The organism is Exiguobacterium sp. Leaf196, from assembly GCF_001423965.1.
In the GTDB taxonomy this organism is placed as follows: domain Bacteria; phylum Bacillota; class Bacilli; order Exiguobacteriales; family Exiguobacteriaceae; genus Exiguobacterium_A.
The window spans coordinates 1-16,920 of the sequence record NZ_LMPV01000006.1 but is presented as its reverse complement, the minus strand read 5'-3'; the positions used below and the strand labels follow the sequence as shown (position 1 = coordinate 16,920).

At 45.9% G+C, this 16,920-nt stretch carries 20 protein-coding genes; 5 read left to right on the top strand and 15 right to left on the bottom strand.

What is annotated here, in order from left to right:
• Positions 1 to 48: 48 nt before the first annotated feature.
• Genes mnhG through ASG02_RS06280 form a run of 7 tightly spaced genes read right to left on the bottom strand, consistent with a single transcriptional unit; the run spans position 49 to position 5,836 of the window.
• Entirely contained in the window at positions 49 to 423 is a 375-nt protein-coding gene (gene mnhG / locus ASG02_RS06310) for a monovalent cation/H(+) antiporter subunit G (protein ID WP_035407423.1), read from the bottom strand.
• The gene (locus ASG02_RS06305; protein ID WP_369792030.1) at positions 407 to 643 is read right to left on the bottom strand and encodes a Na(+)/H(+) antiporter subunit F1; all 237 of its coding nucleotides are present in this window, start codon (positions 641 to 643) and stop codon (positions 407 to 409) included. Before ASG02_RS06305 ends, mnhG begins: the two co-directional genes overlap by 17 nt.
• Before the next feature lie 47 nt (positions 644 to 690).
• Positions 691 to 1,167 (bottom strand): Na+/H+ antiporter subunit E, encoded by a 477-nt coding sequence (locus ASG02_RS06300; RefSeq protein WP_056062065.1) that lies wholly within the window; start codon positions 1,165 to 1,167, stop codon positions 691 to 693.
• A 3-nt stretch (positions 1,168 to 1,170) separates the two neighbouring features.
• A complete protein-coding gene (locus tag ASG02_RS06295) occupies positions 1,171 to 2,658 on the bottom strand; it encodes a Na+/H+ antiporter subunit D (RefSeq protein ID WP_056062062.1) in 1,488 nt (495 codons plus the stop codon).
• Positions 2,651 to 2,992 carry a Na(+)/H(+) antiporter subunit C gene (locus tag ASG02_RS06290; RefSeq protein WP_023468540.1) on the bottom strand — a complete coding sequence of 114 codons (342 nt, stop codon included), beginning with the start codon at positions 2,990 to 2,992 and terminating at the stop codon, positions 2,651 to 2,653. Before ASG02_RS06290 ends, ASG02_RS06295 begins: the two co-directional genes overlap by 8 nt.
• A 1-nt stretch (position 2,993) precedes the next feature.
• Complete coding sequence (locus ASG02_RS06285; protein ID WP_056062059.1) at positions 2,994 to 3,434, bottom strand: Na(+)/H(+) antiporter subunit B; 441 nt, start codon at positions 3,432 to 3,434, stop codon at positions 2,994 to 2,996.
• The gene (locus ASG02_RS06280; protein ID WP_056062787.1) at positions 3,431 to 5,836 is read right to left on the bottom strand and encodes a Na+/H+ antiporter subunit A; all 2,406 of its coding nucleotides are present in this window, start codon (positions 5,834 to 5,836) and stop codon (positions 3,431 to 3,433) included. The genes ASG02_RS06285 and ASG02_RS06280 overlap by 4 nt, the downstream gene beginning before the upstream one ends.
• A gap of 355 nt (positions 5,837 to 6,191) precedes the next feature.
• On the opposite strand from ASG02_RS06280, the gene ASG02_RS06275 reads away from it, so the two are divergent.
• Positions 6,192 to 6,443, top strand: coding sequence for a hypothetical protein (locus ASG02_RS06275; protein ID WP_056062056.1), 252 nt, complete (start codon positions 6,192 to 6,194; stop codon positions 6,441 to 6,443).
• A gap of 39 nt (positions 6,444 to 6,482) precedes the next feature.
• On the opposite strand, the gene ASG02_RS06270 is transcribed toward ASG02_RS06275, so the two are convergent.
• Both ASG02_RS06270 and ASG02_RS06265 read right to left on the bottom strand, forming a co-directional pair.
• Positions 6,483 to 6,776, bottom strand: coding sequence for a hypothetical protein (locus tag ASG02_RS06270; protein WP_035407444.1), 294 nt, complete (start codon positions 6,774 to 6,776; stop codon positions 6,483 to 6,485).
• Between the two features lie 245 nt (positions 6,777 to 7,021).
• The gene (locus tag ASG02_RS06265; protein ID WP_056062054.1) at positions 7,022 to 7,735 is read right to left on the bottom strand and encodes a YebC/PmpR family DNA-binding transcriptional regulator; all 714 of its coding nucleotides are present in this window, start codon (positions 7,733 to 7,735) and stop codon (positions 7,022 to 7,024) included.
• A 194-nt stretch (positions 7,736 to 7,929) separates the two neighbouring features.
• Between ASG02_RS06265 and ASG02_RS06260 the strand changes: the two genes are divergently transcribed.
• A complete protein-coding gene (locus tag ASG02_RS06260) occupies positions 7,930 to 9,702 on the top strand; it encodes a glycoside hydrolase family 13 protein (protein WP_056062051.1) in 1,773 nt (590 codons plus the stop codon).
• A 55-nt stretch (positions 9,703 to 9,757) separates the two neighbouring features.
• Here ASG02_RS06260 and ASG02_RS06255 read toward each other — a convergent pair whose 3' ends face one another.
• The 6 genes from ASG02_RS06255 to ASG02_RS06230 all read right to left on the bottom strand — a co-directional run bounded on the left by ASG02_RS06255 (position 9,758) and on the right by ASG02_RS06230 (position 14,475).
• Positions 9,758 to 10,960, bottom strand: coding sequence for a DUF1015 domain-containing protein (locus ASG02_RS06255; RefSeq protein ID WP_056062047.1), 1,203 nt, complete (start codon positions 10,958 to 10,960; stop codon positions 9,758 to 9,760).
• Between the two features lie 14 nt (positions 10,961 to 10,974).
• A complete protein-coding gene (locus ASG02_RS06250; protein WP_056062043.1) occupies positions 10,975 to 12,132 on the bottom strand; it encodes a phosphoglycerate dehydrogenase in 1,158 nt (385 codons plus the stop codon).
• Complete coding sequence (gene serC, locus ASG02_RS06245; RefSeq protein WP_056062040.1) at positions 12,133 to 13,197, bottom strand: 3-phosphoserine/phosphohydroxythreonine transaminase; 1,065 nt, start codon at positions 13,195 to 13,197, stop codon at positions 12,133 to 12,135. It abuts the gene before it with no gap.
• Between the two features lie 124 nt (positions 13,198 to 13,321).
• Positions 13,322 to 13,687: a nuclear transport factor 2 family protein gene (locus ASG02_RS06240; RefSeq protein ID WP_035407460.1), complete on the bottom strand. Its 366-nt coding sequence runs from the start codon at positions 13,685 to 13,687 to the stop codon at positions 13,322 to 13,324.
• An 82-nt stretch (positions 13,688 to 13,769) separates the two neighbouring features.
• Positions 13,770 to 13,970, bottom strand: coding sequence for a cold-shock protein (locus ASG02_RS06235; protein ID WP_023468529.1), 201 nt, complete (start codon positions 13,968 to 13,970; stop codon positions 13,770 to 13,772).
• 247 nt (positions 13,971 to 14,217) lie between these two features.
• Complete coding sequence (locus tag ASG02_RS06230; RefSeq protein WP_056062036.1) at positions 14,218 to 14,475, bottom strand: hypothetical protein; 258 nt, start codon at positions 14,473 to 14,475, stop codon at positions 14,218 to 14,220.
• A 142-nt stretch (positions 14,476 to 14,617) separates the two neighbouring features.
• Between ASG02_RS06230 and ASG02_RS06225 the strand changes: the two genes are divergently transcribed.
• The 3 genes from ASG02_RS06225 to guaC all read left to right on the top strand — a co-directional run bounded on the left by ASG02_RS06225 (position 14,618) and on the right by guaC (position 16,812).
• On the top strand, positions 14,618 to 15,175 hold the full coding sequence (locus ASG02_RS06225) for a GNAT family N-acetyltransferase (RefSeq protein ID WP_035407467.1): 558 nt from the start codon (positions 14,618 to 14,620) through the stop codon (positions 15,173 to 15,175).
• On the top strand, positions 15,162 to 15,668 hold the full coding sequence (locus tag ASG02_RS06220) for an NUDIX domain-containing protein (RefSeq protein ID WP_056062033.1): 507 nt from the start codon (positions 15,162 to 15,164) through the stop codon (positions 15,666 to 15,668). Before ASG02_RS06225 ends, ASG02_RS06220 begins: the two co-directional genes overlap by 14 nt.
• A 160-nt stretch (positions 15,669 to 15,828) precedes the next feature.
• Entirely contained in the window at positions 15,829 to 16,812 is a 984-nt protein-coding gene (gene guaC / locus ASG02_RS06215) for a GMP reductase (RefSeq protein ID WP_035407471.1), read from the top strand.
• Positions 16,813 to 16,920: the final 108 nt, after the last annotated feature.

Sequence of the window (16,920 nt, the reverse complement as noted above, 5' to 3'; positions counted from 1 at the left end):
ACCCTCGTTTCCGTAAGCGGAAGCGAGGGTTTTGTCATGTCGATATACTCACATGTCATCTTGGCGTTTCTTCGGTTCCACATGTTCTTTATTCTTAGACAGGTCGTCACGGACAGACGATTTCCATAATGGGACGTCGCTATAGTAAGCAGCACGCGCAATTAAATGTCCACCAATCGGTGCCGTGATGAGTACGAATAGGATACCAAGCACGACACGAGAGGAGAAAAATCCATCTTCAGTGACGAAATAAATAATGACGCCGATCAAAATCGACATGACGCCTAATGTCGCACTTTTAGATGCGGCATGCGCACGCGTATAGACATCGGGTAAGCGGATCAAACCGAGCGCGGTAACGAGACTAAATCCCATACCGAGCAAGGCGAAGACCGCGACGATCCATTCATTGATTGCGATCACGTTCGATGATCTCTCCTTTCTCGATATATTTTGAAAAGGCAACCGTACCGATGAAGGCGAGTATACCAATCAAAAGAATGACTTCGAGGTAGTCGCTCGTCCGTAAGATGATTGAGACAAGACCAACGATTGAAATCAAGCTGATACCAATCGAATCTAAGGCGATGACACGATCCGCAACACTTGGACCTTTAATGACACGGTAAAATAGACCAAGCATCGAGAGGAAGACACCCCCGAGTGCGATATAGATTAAAATATCGAACATCACCGACTCACCTCCAGAATGGCTTTCTCAAAACTATCGCGAATCGATGCGACGGCTTCGTCGACTTCTGGCATATGAAGCGCATGAATATAGAGTGTCTTATTATCGTCCGAGATATCGACGACAAGTGTTCCAGGTGTCAAGGTAATCAGCATCGATAACAATGTGACTTGCCACGGTTGATCGAGTTCCGTCTCATAGGCAAAGATACCAGGCTGAATATCTAACTTCGGCTTTAAGATGATTTTTAGGACATCGATGTTCGCTACGACAAGTTCATAGAGAAAGCGGAAAAACAACAAGACGAGTGCGACGACAGGTCCGAGATAAAAACGACCCTTAAAGCCGCGACGGAAAGCGAACATCGCAATCAGACCTAATGCATAGCCGATGACGAAACCGAAGGCCGAGAAATTATTCGCAAGAAACATCCACAAGAAAGCAAGAAATAAGTTGAGCAAGACCTGAAATGCCATGAATCAGCGACCTCCTTTGAGTACGGCATCGATATAGAGCGTTGGATGCGTCAGAGGTTCAACGGCTTGTTGAATCAGTGGACGCATCGCCTCAGCGCCTAAGCCATAGAGGACGCTAAGCGCAACTAAGGCAATCGCAGGTGCAAGCAGTCGAGAAACGAGCGCTTGCTTCTCACCTGAGTACGGTTTGGGTGTCCCCCAAAAAGCACGCATGAACAGTTGGACTACCGAATACAAGACGAGCAGACTGGATAGTAGAACGATGATCGGTCCGACCAATTCACCAGCTTCAATGCCGCCACGAACAATCAAGAACTTCCCGATGAACCCACTAAGCGGTGGAATGCCGGCAAGCGATAACGCTGCAATGAAGAATGTCCAACCGAGTACAGGATAGGATTTGATCATACCACCCATATCCTTCAGTTTACTCGAACCTGCAATCCCGACCATGATACCGACGAGTAAGAACAACGCGGCTTTGATCACCATATCGTGAAGCAGGTAGAAAATCGCTCCTTCTAGTGCTTGTGGTGTCATAAGGGAAACCCCATATAAGATGACCCCAACTGCGACGATGATGTTGTAAATGATGATCTGTTTCGCATCCCGTGTCGCTAACGCACCAATCACACCGATGATGATTGTACTAAGGGCAAGGACACTTAAGATTTGATGAATTGTTCCGATCTCGTTTGAGAAGAACAAGCTATACGTCCGTAAAATTCCATATACCCCGACCTTCGTCAACAAGGCACCGAACAAGGCAAGAACAGGTGTCGGTGGTACTTGATAAGAACCAGGTAACCAGAAGTAGAGTGGGAAAATCGCGCCTTTTAATCCGAAAACGATCAGGAACAACAAGGCGATGACGTTTAGAATCGCTGGTTGTCCAATCTCTGTGATCTTCTGACTGATGTCCGCCATGCTGAGTGAACCGATGATCCCGTATAAGAAAGCGACCGTCATGACGAATAACGCGGACGAGATGACGTTAATCAAAAGATACTTGAGCGATTCTCGTAATTGGGCCGGTTTTCCACCGAGAACGATTAAGACATAAGACGAAATCAGGAAGACTTCGAAAAAGACGAACATGTTAAAAATATCACCTGTCGTGAACGCACCGTTGACCCCAACGAGCAGGAACTGTATGGCAATGAAATAGTAGTACCGTTGATAGGCGTCGCTCAAGTAGGCGATGGCATACCAGATGATACAAAGGACGAGGATGCTCGTCGTCGTGACGAGTAGGGCAGACAGCATATCAGAGACAAGCGTAATCCCGAAAGGTGCTGGCCAGCTACCGAGTGTGACGGTTAAAATGCCATTCGAACGGACGGTCATCACTAGATAGATGGAAGCACAGACAGTTAAAATCGTCGAAATGATGGAAACGATCCGTTGTCCTTTGAGGTATCGCGGGAAAAACATCAAGATGACACCGGTCAACAAAGGAATGATGATCGGTAATAGCGGTAAGTTAATCATTCGAATCGGTTCCTTTCATCTCTTCGATATTATCGGTCCCGAGCTCTTGATAAGCGCGATACGCAAGCACCAAGAAGAAGGCAGTGACACCAAAGCTAATGACGATGGCAGTCAGGACGAGTGCCTGCGGCAGTGGATCCGTATAGGAAGTCACGCCGTCCTTTAAAACCGGAGCCGCGCCTCGTTTTAATCCACCCATTGTCATGACGAGCAGATGGGCAGCGTGACTGAGCAACCCTGTTCCGATGATAATGCGAAGAATACTTTTCGAGAGAATGAGATAAATGGCACACATCGTCAGGATGCCTGCGGCGATCGCCATGATGATTTCCATATTAATCACTCTCCCCAATCGTTTGAATAATCGTCATCGTCACACCAACGACGACAAGATAAACACCAAGATCAAACAACATCGCGGTGTGTAGCGATGTCTTACCGAACAACGGCAGATTGAAATAATCATGCGCATGCGTGAAGAACGGCACGTTGAACAGAAGCGCTCCTGACGCCGTCAGTACGGCAATCAACATACCAAGTGCTGTGATCCATTTATAATCAAACGGTAAGATCCGGCGCAATGTCTTGATGTCGTAAGCAAGTAAGATCAAGACGAGAGCGGACGCCGTCACGAGACCACCAATGAATCCACCACCTGGTGTATAGTGTCCGGCGAAAAACAAGTAGACAGCAAACAGGAAGATGACGAACGTGATAAAGGAAGTTGCTGACTCTAAGATGACGTCATTCGTATGCTTTTTTGCCTGCTTTTTCATTTATCGATCCCTCCTGTTTGTCTGAATTTAATCATCGTATAAATTCCGATTCCAGCAAGTGCTAGAACGGCAATCTCAAACAACGTATCGAAGCCACGGAAGTCGACAAGAATGACGTTGACCATATTACCGCCAGCGGCAAGATCAGCGACATTATCGATGTAATACTTGGCAATCGAAGCAAACGATCGCTGACTGAGCGAAGCAAGGGCGACGAGCGTCACTGTCAATCCGACGAGTGCCGAAATCAAGGCATTGCCGAGCTTGAACGGGATGCGTTCTTCTTTCCGGCTGATTTCCGGTAAACGATAGAAAACGAGCAGGAACAAAGCGACCGATACCGTCTCGATGACGAGTTGCGTCAAGGCGAGGTCTGGCGCTCGAAATAAGACGAAGAACAGGGCAACTGTATAACCTGTCACACCGAGTAAGATGATCGATGTCAGCCGCGATCGTGCAAAAGTGATCGAGAGAGCACTTGAGACAAGAACGAGAGCGAGAATGATCTCATACGCGTCAATCGTGCTGATGGGATCAACCGCGAAGCGGAAGGCATCAAACCCGTATAATGCCGTCAAAATCAAGATGACGATGAATCCGAAGATGTAGACGAGATACGACCGCATATACCCCGTCATGACCGTATCGTGAATACGTGTCGATGTCTGTTCACCACGACGTAACAAGGCGTCATATTGATGATTCAGTGAGACGTCACGTGGCATCCGGTGGTAAAGCGATTGCCAGCGTGGGAGTGTTTTATACAAAATTATGCCAGCACTGATGATCACGAGTGTAAGAAATAACTCGGTATTGAATCCGTGCCACATTGAAATATGGACATCAATCTTGCCACCGGCATCAACGACTTGAGGTAAGATCGCTTCGACTGCTGGTCGAATCAACGTATCCGATAATATATTCGGGAAGAGTCCGATGATGACGACGAGCGAGACGAGGACGAGTGGTGGAATCAACATGCCAATCGGTGCCTCATGGGGTGTCTTCGGCAACTTATCGTCTTGACGCTTACCGAAGAACGTTCTGCGGACGATCAAGATGCTGTAGACGAATGTGAAGATACTTCCGACGACGGCGAGTACAGGAATGATCCAACCGTAAGACGGTAAGTGGAACAAATCTGATCCTGCAACTTCAAGTACACCCGTCAAGAACATCTCTTTACTTAAGAAACCATTGAATGGCGGAATTCCCGCCATCGAGAGGGTCCCGATCATTGCGATCGTCATAGAGATCGGCATTAGTTGCGCAAGACCACCGAGCTTCCGAATGTCGCGAGTACCGGTTTCGTGATCGACGATTCCCGCCATCATGAAGAGACTGCCTTTAAATGTCGCATGGTTGATCAGGTGGAAAATCGCAGCGACTGTCGCAATCGTATATAATCCGTCATCTAACGCGTCGACGTGCAGGGCGGCTGCTCCGAGTCCAAGTAAGGACATGATCAATCCAAGCTGAGAAATCGTCGAGTAAGCAAGGATTCCCTTTAAATCATGTTGTTTCACCGCATTGAGTGAACCCCAGAATAAGGTGAATATTCCGACAGATGAGACGAGATAGAACCAAAGCGATTCATCCGCAAAAATCGGACTGAAACGAGCGACAAGATACAACCCTGCCTTGACCATCGTTGCCGAGTGCAAGTAGGCACTGACAGGGGTTGGTGCTTCCATCGCATCCGGTAACCAGATATGGAACGGAAATTGAGCAGATTTTGTGAAGGCAGCTAGCAAGAACAAAACAAGGGCGACCGTAAAGAAGGGTTCACCTTGAATCGACTCAAGCGACGCATAGGTCTCACGAATACTTAACGATCCACTGAGTGTAGAGAGAATCGCAATTCCCCCAAGCATCGCTAGTCCACCAAAGACGGTGATCAGCATCGATTTTTGAGCGCCGTAACGAGAACGTTCTCGCTCGTACCAGTAGGCAATCAATAAGAACGACGAAATCGACGTTAATTCCCAAAACAGATAGAGGACGATCATGTTATCTGACAGCACGACCCCAAGCATGGCGGTCATGAACATCAAAAGATAGACATAAAATGTTCCGAGTGATTCTTTTTTCGCATCTAAATAAAAAATGGAATAAAGAACGACGAGTGAGCCAATTCCTGTGATCAATAGTGCGAACAATAAGCCGAGTCCGTCGAGATACGTGACGAAATCGATACCGAGCGATGGGATCCACGGCATGCGTGCCGTAAAGGTCTCACCTGACATCGTACCAGGGAGAAAGTGGCTGAAATACGAAACGAGCAGTACAGGTACTACAAGTACAAACCAACCAGTATGAATGTTCGGAAGGCGTTTCGCTAGAAGCGGAATGAAAAGACTGATCAATATGGGCAGTAGAATAGCCCCGTGCATCACGGACACGAAATTCCCTCCTTTGTGACATCGACGACCAAAAATGAAAAAGGGACGCGAACGCAAGCTGTTGAAGCTCGGAACTGTCCAGTAGAAAACACGATTCATTTTGTTCGTCGAAGATGTTTCTGAATCAAGTATAGCGTACTTTTTTCCTTCTTGCATGACGTGAAGCATTGAAGCATAAGGGATAGAGCCATTTTCTCTCTTGATTATTAAATATGTAGGAACACGGCAGAAATAGGTTGAAATTTTTTTTGTTTTTTTCAAAAACACGTTGATCCATGCGAAGAATGATTCAAAATCAAGTAACCCGGGTACATCTATCTAGAGCACAACTAATGATCATAGAGGGGGAACTTTCATGAGAGCAACATTCAAGACAGGTGTCATTTTAGGTGGTTTAGCGGCGATTGCGACAATCGCCTATCAACAATACCAACAACGAAAAACGACGTCTAACGATATTGATCATCGACCAAGCGTCGACGCGAAACGCGATCCGGCTGAAGTCGGACTGACACAGCTTGATTCCATTCATCGGGCAGATTGGCAAGCGAATGGATTCCCACAAACGCACGCAGAACTCGAACGCTTAGAACGAGAAGAAAACTAAAAAACACGTCTCTCGCATGAGAGGCGTGTTTTTTGATCATCAAGCACTCGTTGTGACAAGGGCACGTGTCCGTTCACTGTGTGCGGTATAAGAAGAGAGATGTTCGAACTGATAAAGCGTTAAGGTTGCTGTACGACGCTGTCCAGTGCTAGATTCGAGCATCAAATAAGCCTCATTAAAATCAGTGCCACCACCGTCATAGCGGATATGTGCCGTAATCGTTCGTCCATCCGTCGTCTGCATATAAATATCGTAACCTCCGAAATCAACACGTTTGAAACGGGTCGCCTCGCTTACGATGTGCTTAAATGTTTCAATTAAAGAATATGTCATCGTTCGTTCCTCCCTTTATTTCTTCAAAACAAGATAAGTTATAATTAACTCCGAATATTACTGTTCCCATAAAATTGAAGAAATAAACATCACAAATGAATCTTTTTTATTCTTGTTATGAAACGCGTTTCATACTTTATGATGATGATAGACGGTGCGTGACCGATTACGGGCGTTAACCGATATAGAAACTGTATAATCAAAAAGACAAGGGGATGGTTACGACCATCCCCTTGTCTTTTTGATTATAACTCTACGTTATGGTAGACCTGTTGTACATCCTCAAGATCTTCAAGTGCATCGATCATTTTCTCGAATTGTGCAACGTCGTCCTCAGATAACACGACTTCGTTTTGAGCGAGCATGACGAGTTCAGCAAGCGAGAATTCGGTGATTCCTGCAGCTTTCAACGCTTCTTGCACAGCATGGAATTGTTCTGGCTCGGCGTAGATGATGACAGAATCGTCTTCTTCGAGGATGTCGCGAACATCGATATCCGCTTCCATCATCAATTCGAGCACGTCATCCGCAGATTTTCCTTCAAACGCAAAGATAGCAGTCGCATCGAACATGTAAGCAACGGATCCACTAACGCCCATGTTTCCGCCATTTTTCCCAAATGCAGCACGCACGTCAGAAACCGTCCGGTTGACGTTGTTCGTCAATGTTTCGACGATGACCATTGAACCGCTTGGACCAAATCCTTCATAACGAAGTACATCATAGTTTTCTTCCGCTCCACCTTTTGCTTTTTCAATCGCTCGATCAACGATGGCACGGGGAACGTTATATGTCTTCGCTCGTTCGAGTACGACCTTTAACGCTTGGTTAGATTCTGGATCTGGTTCGCCTTGTTTTGCCGCTACATAAATCTCACGACCGAACTTTGCGTAGATCCGACTTGTATTTTTGTCTTTTGATGCCTTTTTTTCCTTAATGTTATTCCATTTACGACCCATTTCGTATCCACTCTCTTTCCGTAATGTCAGAAATCCATGATTTCTTATGCGTTATCAGTATACCTTAAACTACCTGATAGACTGAACTAAAATGTCGGTCGAACAGTTGAATTTCTGCTAAATGCGTTTAAGTGATGCGGAAGAAAGGAACTTTACCGATAGAGAAATATCAATTTAAGGGAGAGTGACAGTATTTGAACCAGGCTGGAGTAGTTCATCGCGCATTATCACCATTCGTTTATGCCTATGATCAAGAGACCGTTCATATTAGACTCATGACGGCTAAAGACGATATTGAAAAAGTTGAATTGATATATGGTGATCCTTATGAATGGGAAGCGGAAAAAGAAGAAGACCGAGATTGGAATTTTGATCCGGAGAAAGAAAAATCCTGGAAAGTGCAACGGAAGTCGATGCAATACAATGGAAGTGACGCGACGTATGACTATTGGTTCATTGCAATCCGTCCAGAACGGAAGCGGGTAAGGTATGGGTTCGAGGTTCATGGCGAAACGACAGCCATTTTGACCGAACGTGGTTGGTATGACGAAGCGCCACTCGATCATCCTGGCTATTATTTTTCTGTTCCATATGTTCATGCGACGGACGTCTTTGATACGCCGGATTGGGTGAAAGATACGGTCTGGTATCAAATTTTCCCGGAACGATTCGCAAATGGCGATCCCACGAACGATCCAGCGGGAACGAAGGAGTGGGGAAGTGAAGCACCAGCTTTTCAGAATTTCTTCGGTGGAGATTTTCAAGGGGTCATCGATCACGTCGATCATTTACAACGGCTCGGCGTCACCGGTGTCTACTTCTGTCCAGTGTTTGAAGCACCATCGAATCATAAATACGATACGCTTGATTACTTAAAGCTTGATCCTGCCTTTGGTGACGAGAAAACGTTCCGCAAGATGATAGATGTGCTGCATGAGAACGGTATCCGCGTATTACTCGATGCCGTCTTTAATCATATTAGTGAAGATCACCCCGCATTTCAGGATGTATTAGAAAAGGGACAAGACTCAAAATTTGTCAACTGGTTCACGATTGACTCTTTCCCGGTCGATCCGTCGATCCCGAACTATGAAGTGTTTGCATTTGAACGGAACATGCCAAAGTTGAACACCGCTCATCCAGACGTCAAACAATATTTGCTTCATGTCGGACGTTATTGGGTTGAGGAATTCGGAATCGACGGCTGGCGTCTGGATGTTGCAAGTGAAGTCGATCATGCGTTTTGGCGTGACTTTCGAAAGGAAGTCCGGGCTGCGAACGGAACGTGTTATATCGTCGGCGAATGTTGGACGGATTCACAACCGTGGCTCCTCGGCGATCAGTTCGATGCCGTCATGAATTACGGTTTGACAGAGAGCTTCCTGACTTGTTTTGCGACGGGCGAGACCAGCGTTCGTGATTTCTCGTATGCAGTCAGCAGAAATTTAAACTGGCATTCTCAAAATGTCAACGAGGTCATGTTCAATTTGATTGATTCGCATGATACGCCGCGTGCTTTAACGCGTGCGAAGGGGAATATCGAACGGATGAAATTGCTCTTCACTACACTGTTGACGTTTCCGGGTACGCCTGTCATCTATTATGGTGATGAGATCGGAATGATGGGCGGACAAGACCCGGCCAACCGTGCATGCATGGAATGGGATGAGACGAAGCAGAACCGTGATTTGTTCGATCACGTTGTACAGTTGATCGCCCTTCGAAAACAGCATCCGGTTTTAGCAAATGCCGGAACGTATCATTTCCAAATGATTGATGATACAAAACAGATATTTGTCGTCGAGCGACGTCAGGGCGAAAATATTTACTTGCTCGTAGTCAACTTAAGTGAAGAAGAACAATCTCTTTCGCTCGAAGAAACATATGAAAGTCTGTTAGATGCAACGACGTTGTCGGGAACTATTCAATTAGAAGCTGTGTCGGCTCTTCTTTTGCGACACGTATAAGAAAAAGCAAGTCGCGGATACGATATCCACGACTTGCTTTTTTAGTGCGTGTGCATTACGAATCAAACGGATGGATCAGTAAACCACTCCGAAGCTTCGGTTCGAACCAAGTCGACTTCGGCGGCATTACTTCTCCCGCATCAGCCACAGCCATTAAATCTTCGATCGAAGTCGGATGCAAGTGAAAAGCGACCGCGGCATATCCGGAATCCACGATTTGCTCAAGACCGGCATACCCCTTATGACCACCGACGAACTGGATACGTGCGTCCGTCCGTGGATCTTCGATACCGAGTAACGGTGTCAATAACTCTTCTTGTAAAATCGAGACGTCGAGATTCGCTTTCGTCCCTGTTCGTTCAGAATCGTACGAAAGGGTATACCATTGCCGGTTGAGATACATCTCGATTTGGTGACGTTTTGTTTGTTCGGCACGTCCTTTTGTGATCGTAAAGCGATGGGCTAATCGCTCAAGGAAATCAACGACGGATTGACCGTACAGATCTTCAACGACACGATGATAGCCGAGGATTCGTAATTGTTCCTGCGGAAACGATACACCAAGGAAGCGTTGGGCTTCTTCCTGATCCGTCCGACTGGCAGCGATGGCTGCCGCTGCAGCGCGATGGTGACCATCAGCGATATAGAGGGCGTCGTGGCGCGCGAACTGGCTTCCGATCGTCAACAGATGATGGCGATCGATGACTTTAAAAATTCGGTGTGTGATCCCATCGACAGTAAAGTCGTATAGAGAATCACCTGCAGTAATCGTCGAGACGATTTCTTGAAGCTGGGCATCCGTTTGATGGGCAAGTAAAATCGGTCCCGTATGAGCATTTAGATGTTCGACATGTCGGACACGATCGCGCTCTTTGTCCGGACGCGTGAACTCATGTTTACGAATTTGATTCGTTTCATAATCGCTAACGGAAACACACCCGACGAAACCGGATTGGATATGTGTCCCGTCAGACAGTTGATAAATGTAATACGTCTCGTCCGTGTCGAGCTGTAAGATGCCGTTTGTTTGACTCTCTTCGAAGGCAAGAGCTGCTTGCTGATAAACGCGTGGATCATCTTCAGCGATTAATGACGGAAGCGTGGCTTCTGCTTTATCGATCCGTAAAAAAGACAGCGGATGACGACGAATCTCAGATCGTGCTTCTTCGCGAGAATAAACATCATAGGGCAAAGCAGCAAAGTCTGCTGCATATTTTGAATCCGGTCGTAACGCGGCAAAAGGTTCGAACGTTGGCATGGGGATCACTCCTTTTAGAGTAGACGTGTTTTCAAGACGCCAGGAATTTGATTCAGTCGGTCGAGCGAAATCAACTCATCCGCATGGTTATCGATATCGATGATCGTATAGGCAATAGCATCTTTACTACCATTGATCATATTCGCGATATTGATCGACTCTTGTGCTAACACGGAGGCAATTTGACCGACCATATTCGGAATGTTATGGTGAGCAATCGTAATCCGTCGTTTTCCGGTGAACGGTAACTCGACAGCTGGGAAATTGACAGCATTACGGATATTTCCTGTCTCAAGGAATAGACGCAGTTGATCGACCGCCATGATGGCACAGTTTTCCTCCGCTTCACTCGTTGATGCCCCGATATGTGGCAAAGCGATGACCCGTGGAAGGGACAAGATGAAGGCATTCGGGAAATCCGTCACATAATTGGCCAGACGACCAGACCGGAGTACATCGGCTAACGCTTGTTCATCGACGAGTTCGCCACGAGAGAAGTTAAGCAAAGTCGCGCCGTGTTTCATCTTCGACAAGAGTGATGCATCGAGTAAACCTGTCGTTGCGTCAACGAGCGGAAGATGCAAGGTGATGTAGTCGCTTGTCGCGAGCAGATCCTCGAGCTGTGTTGCCCGCTGAATCTGATTTGAGACGCGCCAAGCGGACTCAACGGACATATGTGGATCATAGCCTGTAACGGTCATGCCAAGCTCATGGAGAGTGTTGGCTAAGTTCGCGCCGATTGCTCCAAGTCCTACGATTCCGATTCGTTTCCCAAGCAACTCCGTTCCGACAAATTGTTTTTTGTTCGCTTCAATCCGCTCCGGAATATCCGGTCCGCGTAAGTTGTTCGTCCAAAGCAGACTAGGGACGAGCTTTCGCGCCGTCAGGAATAAACTGCCGATGACTAGTTCCTTGACGGCATTTGCATTAGCGCCTGGTGTCGAAAAGACGGGAATCCCGCGGTTCGCAAGTTGATCGAGTGGAATCGTATTGACGCCGACGCCAGCTCGGGCGACGGCTTTAAGACTGTCCGGAAAGCGCATGTCATGTAAATCCTTGCTGCGGACGAGAAAGGCGTCTGGCTGCTCCGTTTCTCGCTGGACGTGATAGTCGTCTGTGAATCGTTTTAATCCTTTATCCGATAGATCATTCCATAGTTGGACTTGATACATTTAACGTTCCCCCTGTTCAAAACGATGCATGATGTGAATCAGTGCCGTAACCCCTTCGGTCGGCATGGCGTTATAGAGACTCGCCCGCATCCCGCCGATCGAGCGATGTCCGGCAAGATTGATTAGATCGTGACGCGCAGCGAAGTTCAAGAAAGCAGCGTCTTCCGTCTCACTTCCAGTCGAAAATGGAATGTTCATCCGGCTTCGATCCTTGATGGTTACATGATTATGAAAATAAGTGGATTGATCAATTGCTTCATATAACATACGTGCTTGTGAGACGTTTCTTGACTCAATCGTCTCGAGTCCCGTCTTTTCAATCCAATCGAGCACCAATTTCGTCATGTAAAGACTGAATGTCGGCGGTGTATTATACAAAGACCGTTGTTTTGCATGAATGTCATACCGTAAATAGGTACCAATCGTATCCGGAACACGATCAAGTAGCTCATTTTTTACAATGACAACCGTCAAACCGGCGACGCCAAGGTTTTTTTGAGCACCGGCGTACAACACATCAAATGCCTCGACTGGCAAAGATTCAGACAAAATGGAAGAAGAAACGTCGGCGACGAGTGGCGCATCGACGTGAGGCGGTGTGTGATACGTCGTTCCTTCGAGCGTGTTGTTCCAAGTGATGTGCAAATAGTCGGCTGATGACGCGAACGGACCTTCTGGGATGAAGCGATAACCGTGATCAGCAGAAGAGGCGAGGACATTAACCGTCGCATACTGTTTGGCATCCGTAATTGCTTTGGTCGACCAGCCACCGGTATCGATGAAATCAATCCGTCCGGTCTTCGTCGCTAAATTTTGGGGTAACATCGCGAACTGAAGTGTAGCTCCACCTTGAAGAAACAAGACGGAGTACGTATCAGGAATCGACATGAGCCTTCGCAATGATTGTTCGGCTGCATCTCGAATCGATTCGAAGATTGGCGAACGATGACTCATTTCAAGAACCGATTGTCCTGAATTTTCGTAATTAAGTAGCTCGGATTGAGCCTTCATTAAGACCGGGGCAGGAAGGACTGCAGGACCGGCAGAAAAGTTATAAACCGTCATGGGATACACTCCTTCTTGAATTTTCAGAAAATATGTACCACTCAAGTGTAACGGAATGAAAAATGAGAAGCAATTCTAACTAACGATGAATGGAAAATGAAAACAAAAACATCTCTTGAATCCGTCACGACGGATCAAGAGATGTTAATTGACCAAAGTGCCATTTCCAACCATCTGACGTAGCACGATAGATTGATACGATCCGGAAACGTCCTACGTATTGAGTTGCCCCGTATTCAAAACGATCTTCTATTAAACTATACTGAATCGCTGTATCTTCAAAGTGATCAATGTATGAAAAATCATCGGTCCGGGATAACCAGCGGATATTCGCAGGGTCAACGTAATGATCAAGATACGTTTCGGCGTCGAACGATCGCCCTAACGCATCGATGAACGTGAATTCGGGAGATAATAGATGTGAAACTTGTGATGAATCTCCTTTTAGCATAGCATCTTTAAGGTGTTGCACGGTTTGTTCGAGTGTCATGTTACATCTCCTTTCTTCTTGAATCGCCAGTGTAGCATATTTAAACAAAAAAAGACCCTGCCGGAGCAGGGTCTAAAAGAAATTAAAGTTTTACAACGTTAGTTGCTTGTGGTCCGCGTTGACCTTCTTCAACTTCGAAAGAAACCTCTTGACCTTCGTCAAGTGATTTGAAACCTTCAGATTGGATTGCTGAGAAGTGTACGAATACGTCGTCTCCGCTTTCGCGCTCGATGAAGCCGAATCCTTTTTCTGCGTTAAACCATTTTACTTTACCTTGTTCCATGTGTATTGCCTCCTGCGTGTGACTGGCACACTGATTATTACTACCGTGATCAATTTCATCGAATATAAAGTGAAACACTTCGTATCTCCACCGAACAACAATAATTACTTAATAATATAGCATGCCCGTATCGAAAAAGAAAGGACAAAACAAAAAAAGAACAAAGTAAGCTGTTCTTCTCTAAATACATCATTGAATTAAAGGGTTCATTTTACCTGTGTCGAAAGAGTATAACTGATTCTTTCAATTAAGTCGGAATATGTTCTCTTTTACTACTGAGTTGTCGTAATGTATGCAAAATGAATCCTTGGAAGTTCGGGTAACGTGTCGGTTGTTCCCAAACAGTTCGGAATAATTCGGTCATTGCAGAATGAATAAGTGCTTCATCGACCTGTGTACGACGAAATAAAAGAAAGAGTGTTTTTTCGTAACGATCGTATAATCGTTCGAGCGCGACAGAATCACGCTGTTTGATTTGATTGAGCAAATCAGTGTCTGAATACATAGGTCACTCCTTCTTCGACAGTTTTCTCTATAGTATGCTGTCACAGTAATGTAATGAAACTATTATGTAGATTCCCGCTGGATGAATTATGAAACACCCAAACTTCTTGAACTAAAGATAATAATCAAAAGGAGGAAAAATGATGTTACCTATATATATTCGCCCGTATGTCTTAGATGATGCGGCAGTTATTCTTGAGATGAACTTACGAAATCGTGAACACTTCGAATACTGGATGCCAGTTAAGCCGTTACCCGAACAGTACACGTTAGAGGGGCAGCGGGAACGAATTTTTCGTCATCAAGAGTTGATGAAACAAGATGCGTATTATGCTTACGGTGTTTATTTAACGGAGAATGATCAATTGATTGGCGATGTCTCAGCGATGTTCATCCAGCGTGGACCAGCCGAGACGTGCATGATCGGCTATCAGTTAGATGAAGCTTATGGCGGAAAAGGATATATGGCTCAAGCAGTCGGATTGTTCGTAGACCATCTATTTGATGTCCATCAGTTCCACCGGATTCGTGCTGAGGTCATGCCGGGGAACATCGGATCAATCCGAGTTCTTGAAAAAGTCGGATTTCGTAAAGAAGGAATCGCGAAACAAAATCTCTTCATCAATGATGCCTGGGAAGATTTTATTCTGTTTGCTCTATTAAAAGAAGACCGGGAGGAGTCACGTCATGCCAATCTCTGATTATTATGCCAATCTACGGCGATATGTCGGAACACAACGTCTGTTTACACCATGCGTCGCAGCAATCATTCGAAACGAAGCAGGGCATATCCTTTTCCAAGATCCAGGTGGTCCGTTTTGGAGTTTGCCTGCCGGGGCGATTGAACTAGGAGAATCCCCTGCACAAGCAGTCATTCGCGAAGTCTATGAAGAAACGGGTCTATTCGTTCGACCCGTCCGACTAATCGCGACATTTGGTGGGGAATCGTTTCGACTTACGTACCCTGACGGAAACGAGGTCGAGTATGTAGCAACGATGTTCGAATGTGAGGTAGTCAGTGGGACGCTCGAGGCCATTGATGGGGAATCTAAGCAACTGGCTTATTTTCCAAAAAATGAGCGTCCGCCACTTGCCTTGCCTTATCCTGATCAAGTGTTTGAGAAATCGGAGGCATCGAGTTATTTCGAGTGGGAAGAACAATGGTTGACTGATTTACAACAACAATACTATTAAAATCCGAACATTATTTTGTTGTTAACTAAAAAAAGTTCATGAAAACCTTAAAAATGCGAAAAATTTCTTTGACACCATGATAACAGTTCGTTATAGTAGTCAAGGGGCGAATGATTATCGCTGATATATAAAAAAATATTCGTAATTAGAGGTGTTATTCATGGATGTAGTATTTGATTATGAAGATATTCAATTAATTCCAGCAAAATCAATCGTTGGTAGTCGTTCGGAATGTGATACGTCAGTCGAGTTCGGCGGTCGTCGTTTCAAGCTTCCGGTCGTACCCGCAAACATGCAAACGATCATTGATGAATCGATTGCTTTGTTCTTAGCTGAAGGCGATTATTTCTATATCATGCATCGATTCGAACCGGCACGTCGCCTAGCGTTCGTTCGTATGATGCAAGAGCGTCAACTGTTCGCTTCGATTAGCGTCGGTGTCAAGGAAGAAGAATATCAGCTGATCGAACAGCTCGCGACAGAGGGGCTAACTCCTGAATACATCACAATTGATATCGCACACGGTCATTCGGAAGCAGTCATTCAGATGATTCGCCACATCAAGTCGCTTTTGCCAACAAGTTTCGTTATTGCTGGAAACGTCGGTACACCGGAAGCGGTACGCGAACTTGAGAACGCAGGAGCAGACGCAACAAAAGTCGGGATTGGACCAGGTAAAGTTTGTATCACGAAAATTAAAACAGGGTTCGGTACAGGTGGTTGGCAACTCGCAGCACTTCGTTGGTGTGCGAAGGCAGCAAGCAAACCGATTATCGCTGATGGTGGTATTCGGACGCATGGGGATATCGCGAAGTCGGTTCGGTTCGGTGCTTCGATGGTCATGATCGGTTCACTTTTCGCAGGGCATGAAGAATCGCCTGGTGAGACACATGAAGTGGACGGGGTGCTCGTCAAGGAATATTTCGGTTCTGCTTCTGAGTTCCAAAAAGGCGAACGCAAGAATGTTGAAGGGAAAAAGATGTTCGTCGAGCATAAAGGAAGTCTAGCAGATACATTGATTGAAATGGAGCAAGATTTGCAATCAGCGATCTCATACGCTGGTGGAAATAAATTGAAGGCGATTCGGACGGTCGACTACGTTGTCGTCAAAAACTCGATCTTCAACGGTGATAAAGTATTTTAAGTATGATGAAGAGGCTGGGACATAACTAGCTGAATTTAACGAGAAGAAGGAATTGCCATCACTCAGGATGTGCAATTCCTTCTTTTTTTATTGTCTCGCGTCAAGTTG

Excerpts from the sequence above, each read along its gene's own strand:
- ASG02_RS06305 (WP_369792030.1), bottom strand. The coding sequence starts at position 643 with ATGCTTGGTCTATTTTACCGTGTCATTAAAGGTCCAAGTGTTGCGGAT.
- ASG02_RS06300 (WP_056062065.1), bottom strand. The coding sequence starts at position 1,167 with ATGGCATTTCAGGTCTTGCTCAACTTATTTCTTGCTTTCTTGTGGATG.
- ASG02_RS06295 (WP_056062062.1), bottom strand. The coding sequence starts at position 2,658 with ATGATTAACTTACCGCTATTACCGATCATCATTCCTTTGTTGACCGGT.
- ASG02_RS06290 (WP_023468540.1), bottom strand. The coding sequence starts at position 2,992 with ATGGAAATCATCATGGCGATCGCCGCAGGCATCCTGACGATGTGTGCC.
- ASG02_RS06285 (WP_056062059.1), bottom strand. The coding sequence starts at position 3,434 with ATGAAAAAGCAGGCAAAAAAGCATACGAATGACGTCATCTTAGAGTCA.
- ASG02_RS06275 (WP_056062056.1), top strand. The coding sequence starts at position 6,192 with ATGAGAGCAACATTCAAGACAGGTGTCATTTTAGGTGGTTTAGCGGCG.
- ASG02_RS06270 (WP_035407444.1), bottom strand. The coding sequence starts at position 6,776 with ATGACATATTCTTTAATTGAAACATTTAAGCACATCGTAAGCGAGGCG.
- ASG02_RS06265 (WP_056062054.1), bottom strand. The coding sequence starts at position 7,735 with ATGGGTCGTAAATGGAATAACATTAAGGAAAAAAAGGCATCAAAAGAC.
- ASG02_RS06255 (WP_056062047.1), bottom strand. The coding sequence starts at position 10,960 with ATGCCAACGTTCGAACCTTTTGCCGCGTTACGACCGGATTCAAAATAT.
- ASG02_RS06250 (WP_056062043.1), bottom strand. The coding sequence starts at position 12,132 with ATGTATCAAGTCCAACTATGGAATGATCTATCGGATAAAGGATTAAAA.
- serC (WP_056062040.1), bottom strand. The coding sequence starts at position 13,197 with ATGACGGTTTATAACTTTTCTGCCGGTCCTGCAGTCCTTCCTGCCCCG.
- ASG02_RS06240 (WP_035407460.1), bottom strand. The coding sequence starts at position 13,687 with ATGACACTCGAACAAACCGTGCAACACCTTAAAGATGCTATGCTAAAA.
- ASG02_RS06235 (WP_023468529.1), bottom strand. The coding sequence starts at position 13,970 with ATGGAACAAGGTAAAGTAAAATGGTTTAACGCAGAAAAAGGATTCGGC.
- ASG02_RS06230 (WP_056062036.1), bottom strand. The coding sequence starts at position 14,475 with ATGTATTCAGACACTGATTTGCTCAATCAAATCAAACAGCGTGATTCT.
- ASG02_RS06225 (WP_035407467.1), top strand. The coding sequence starts at position 14,618 with ATGTTACCTATATATATTCGCCCGTATGTCTTAGATGATGCGGCAGTT.
- ASG02_RS06220 (WP_056062033.1), top strand. The coding sequence starts at position 15,162 with ATGCCAATCTCTGATTATTATGCCAATCTACGGCGATATGTCGGAACA.
- guaC (WP_035407471.1), top strand. The coding sequence starts at position 15,829 with ATGGATGTAGTATTTGATTATGAAGATATTCAATTAATTCCAGCAAAA.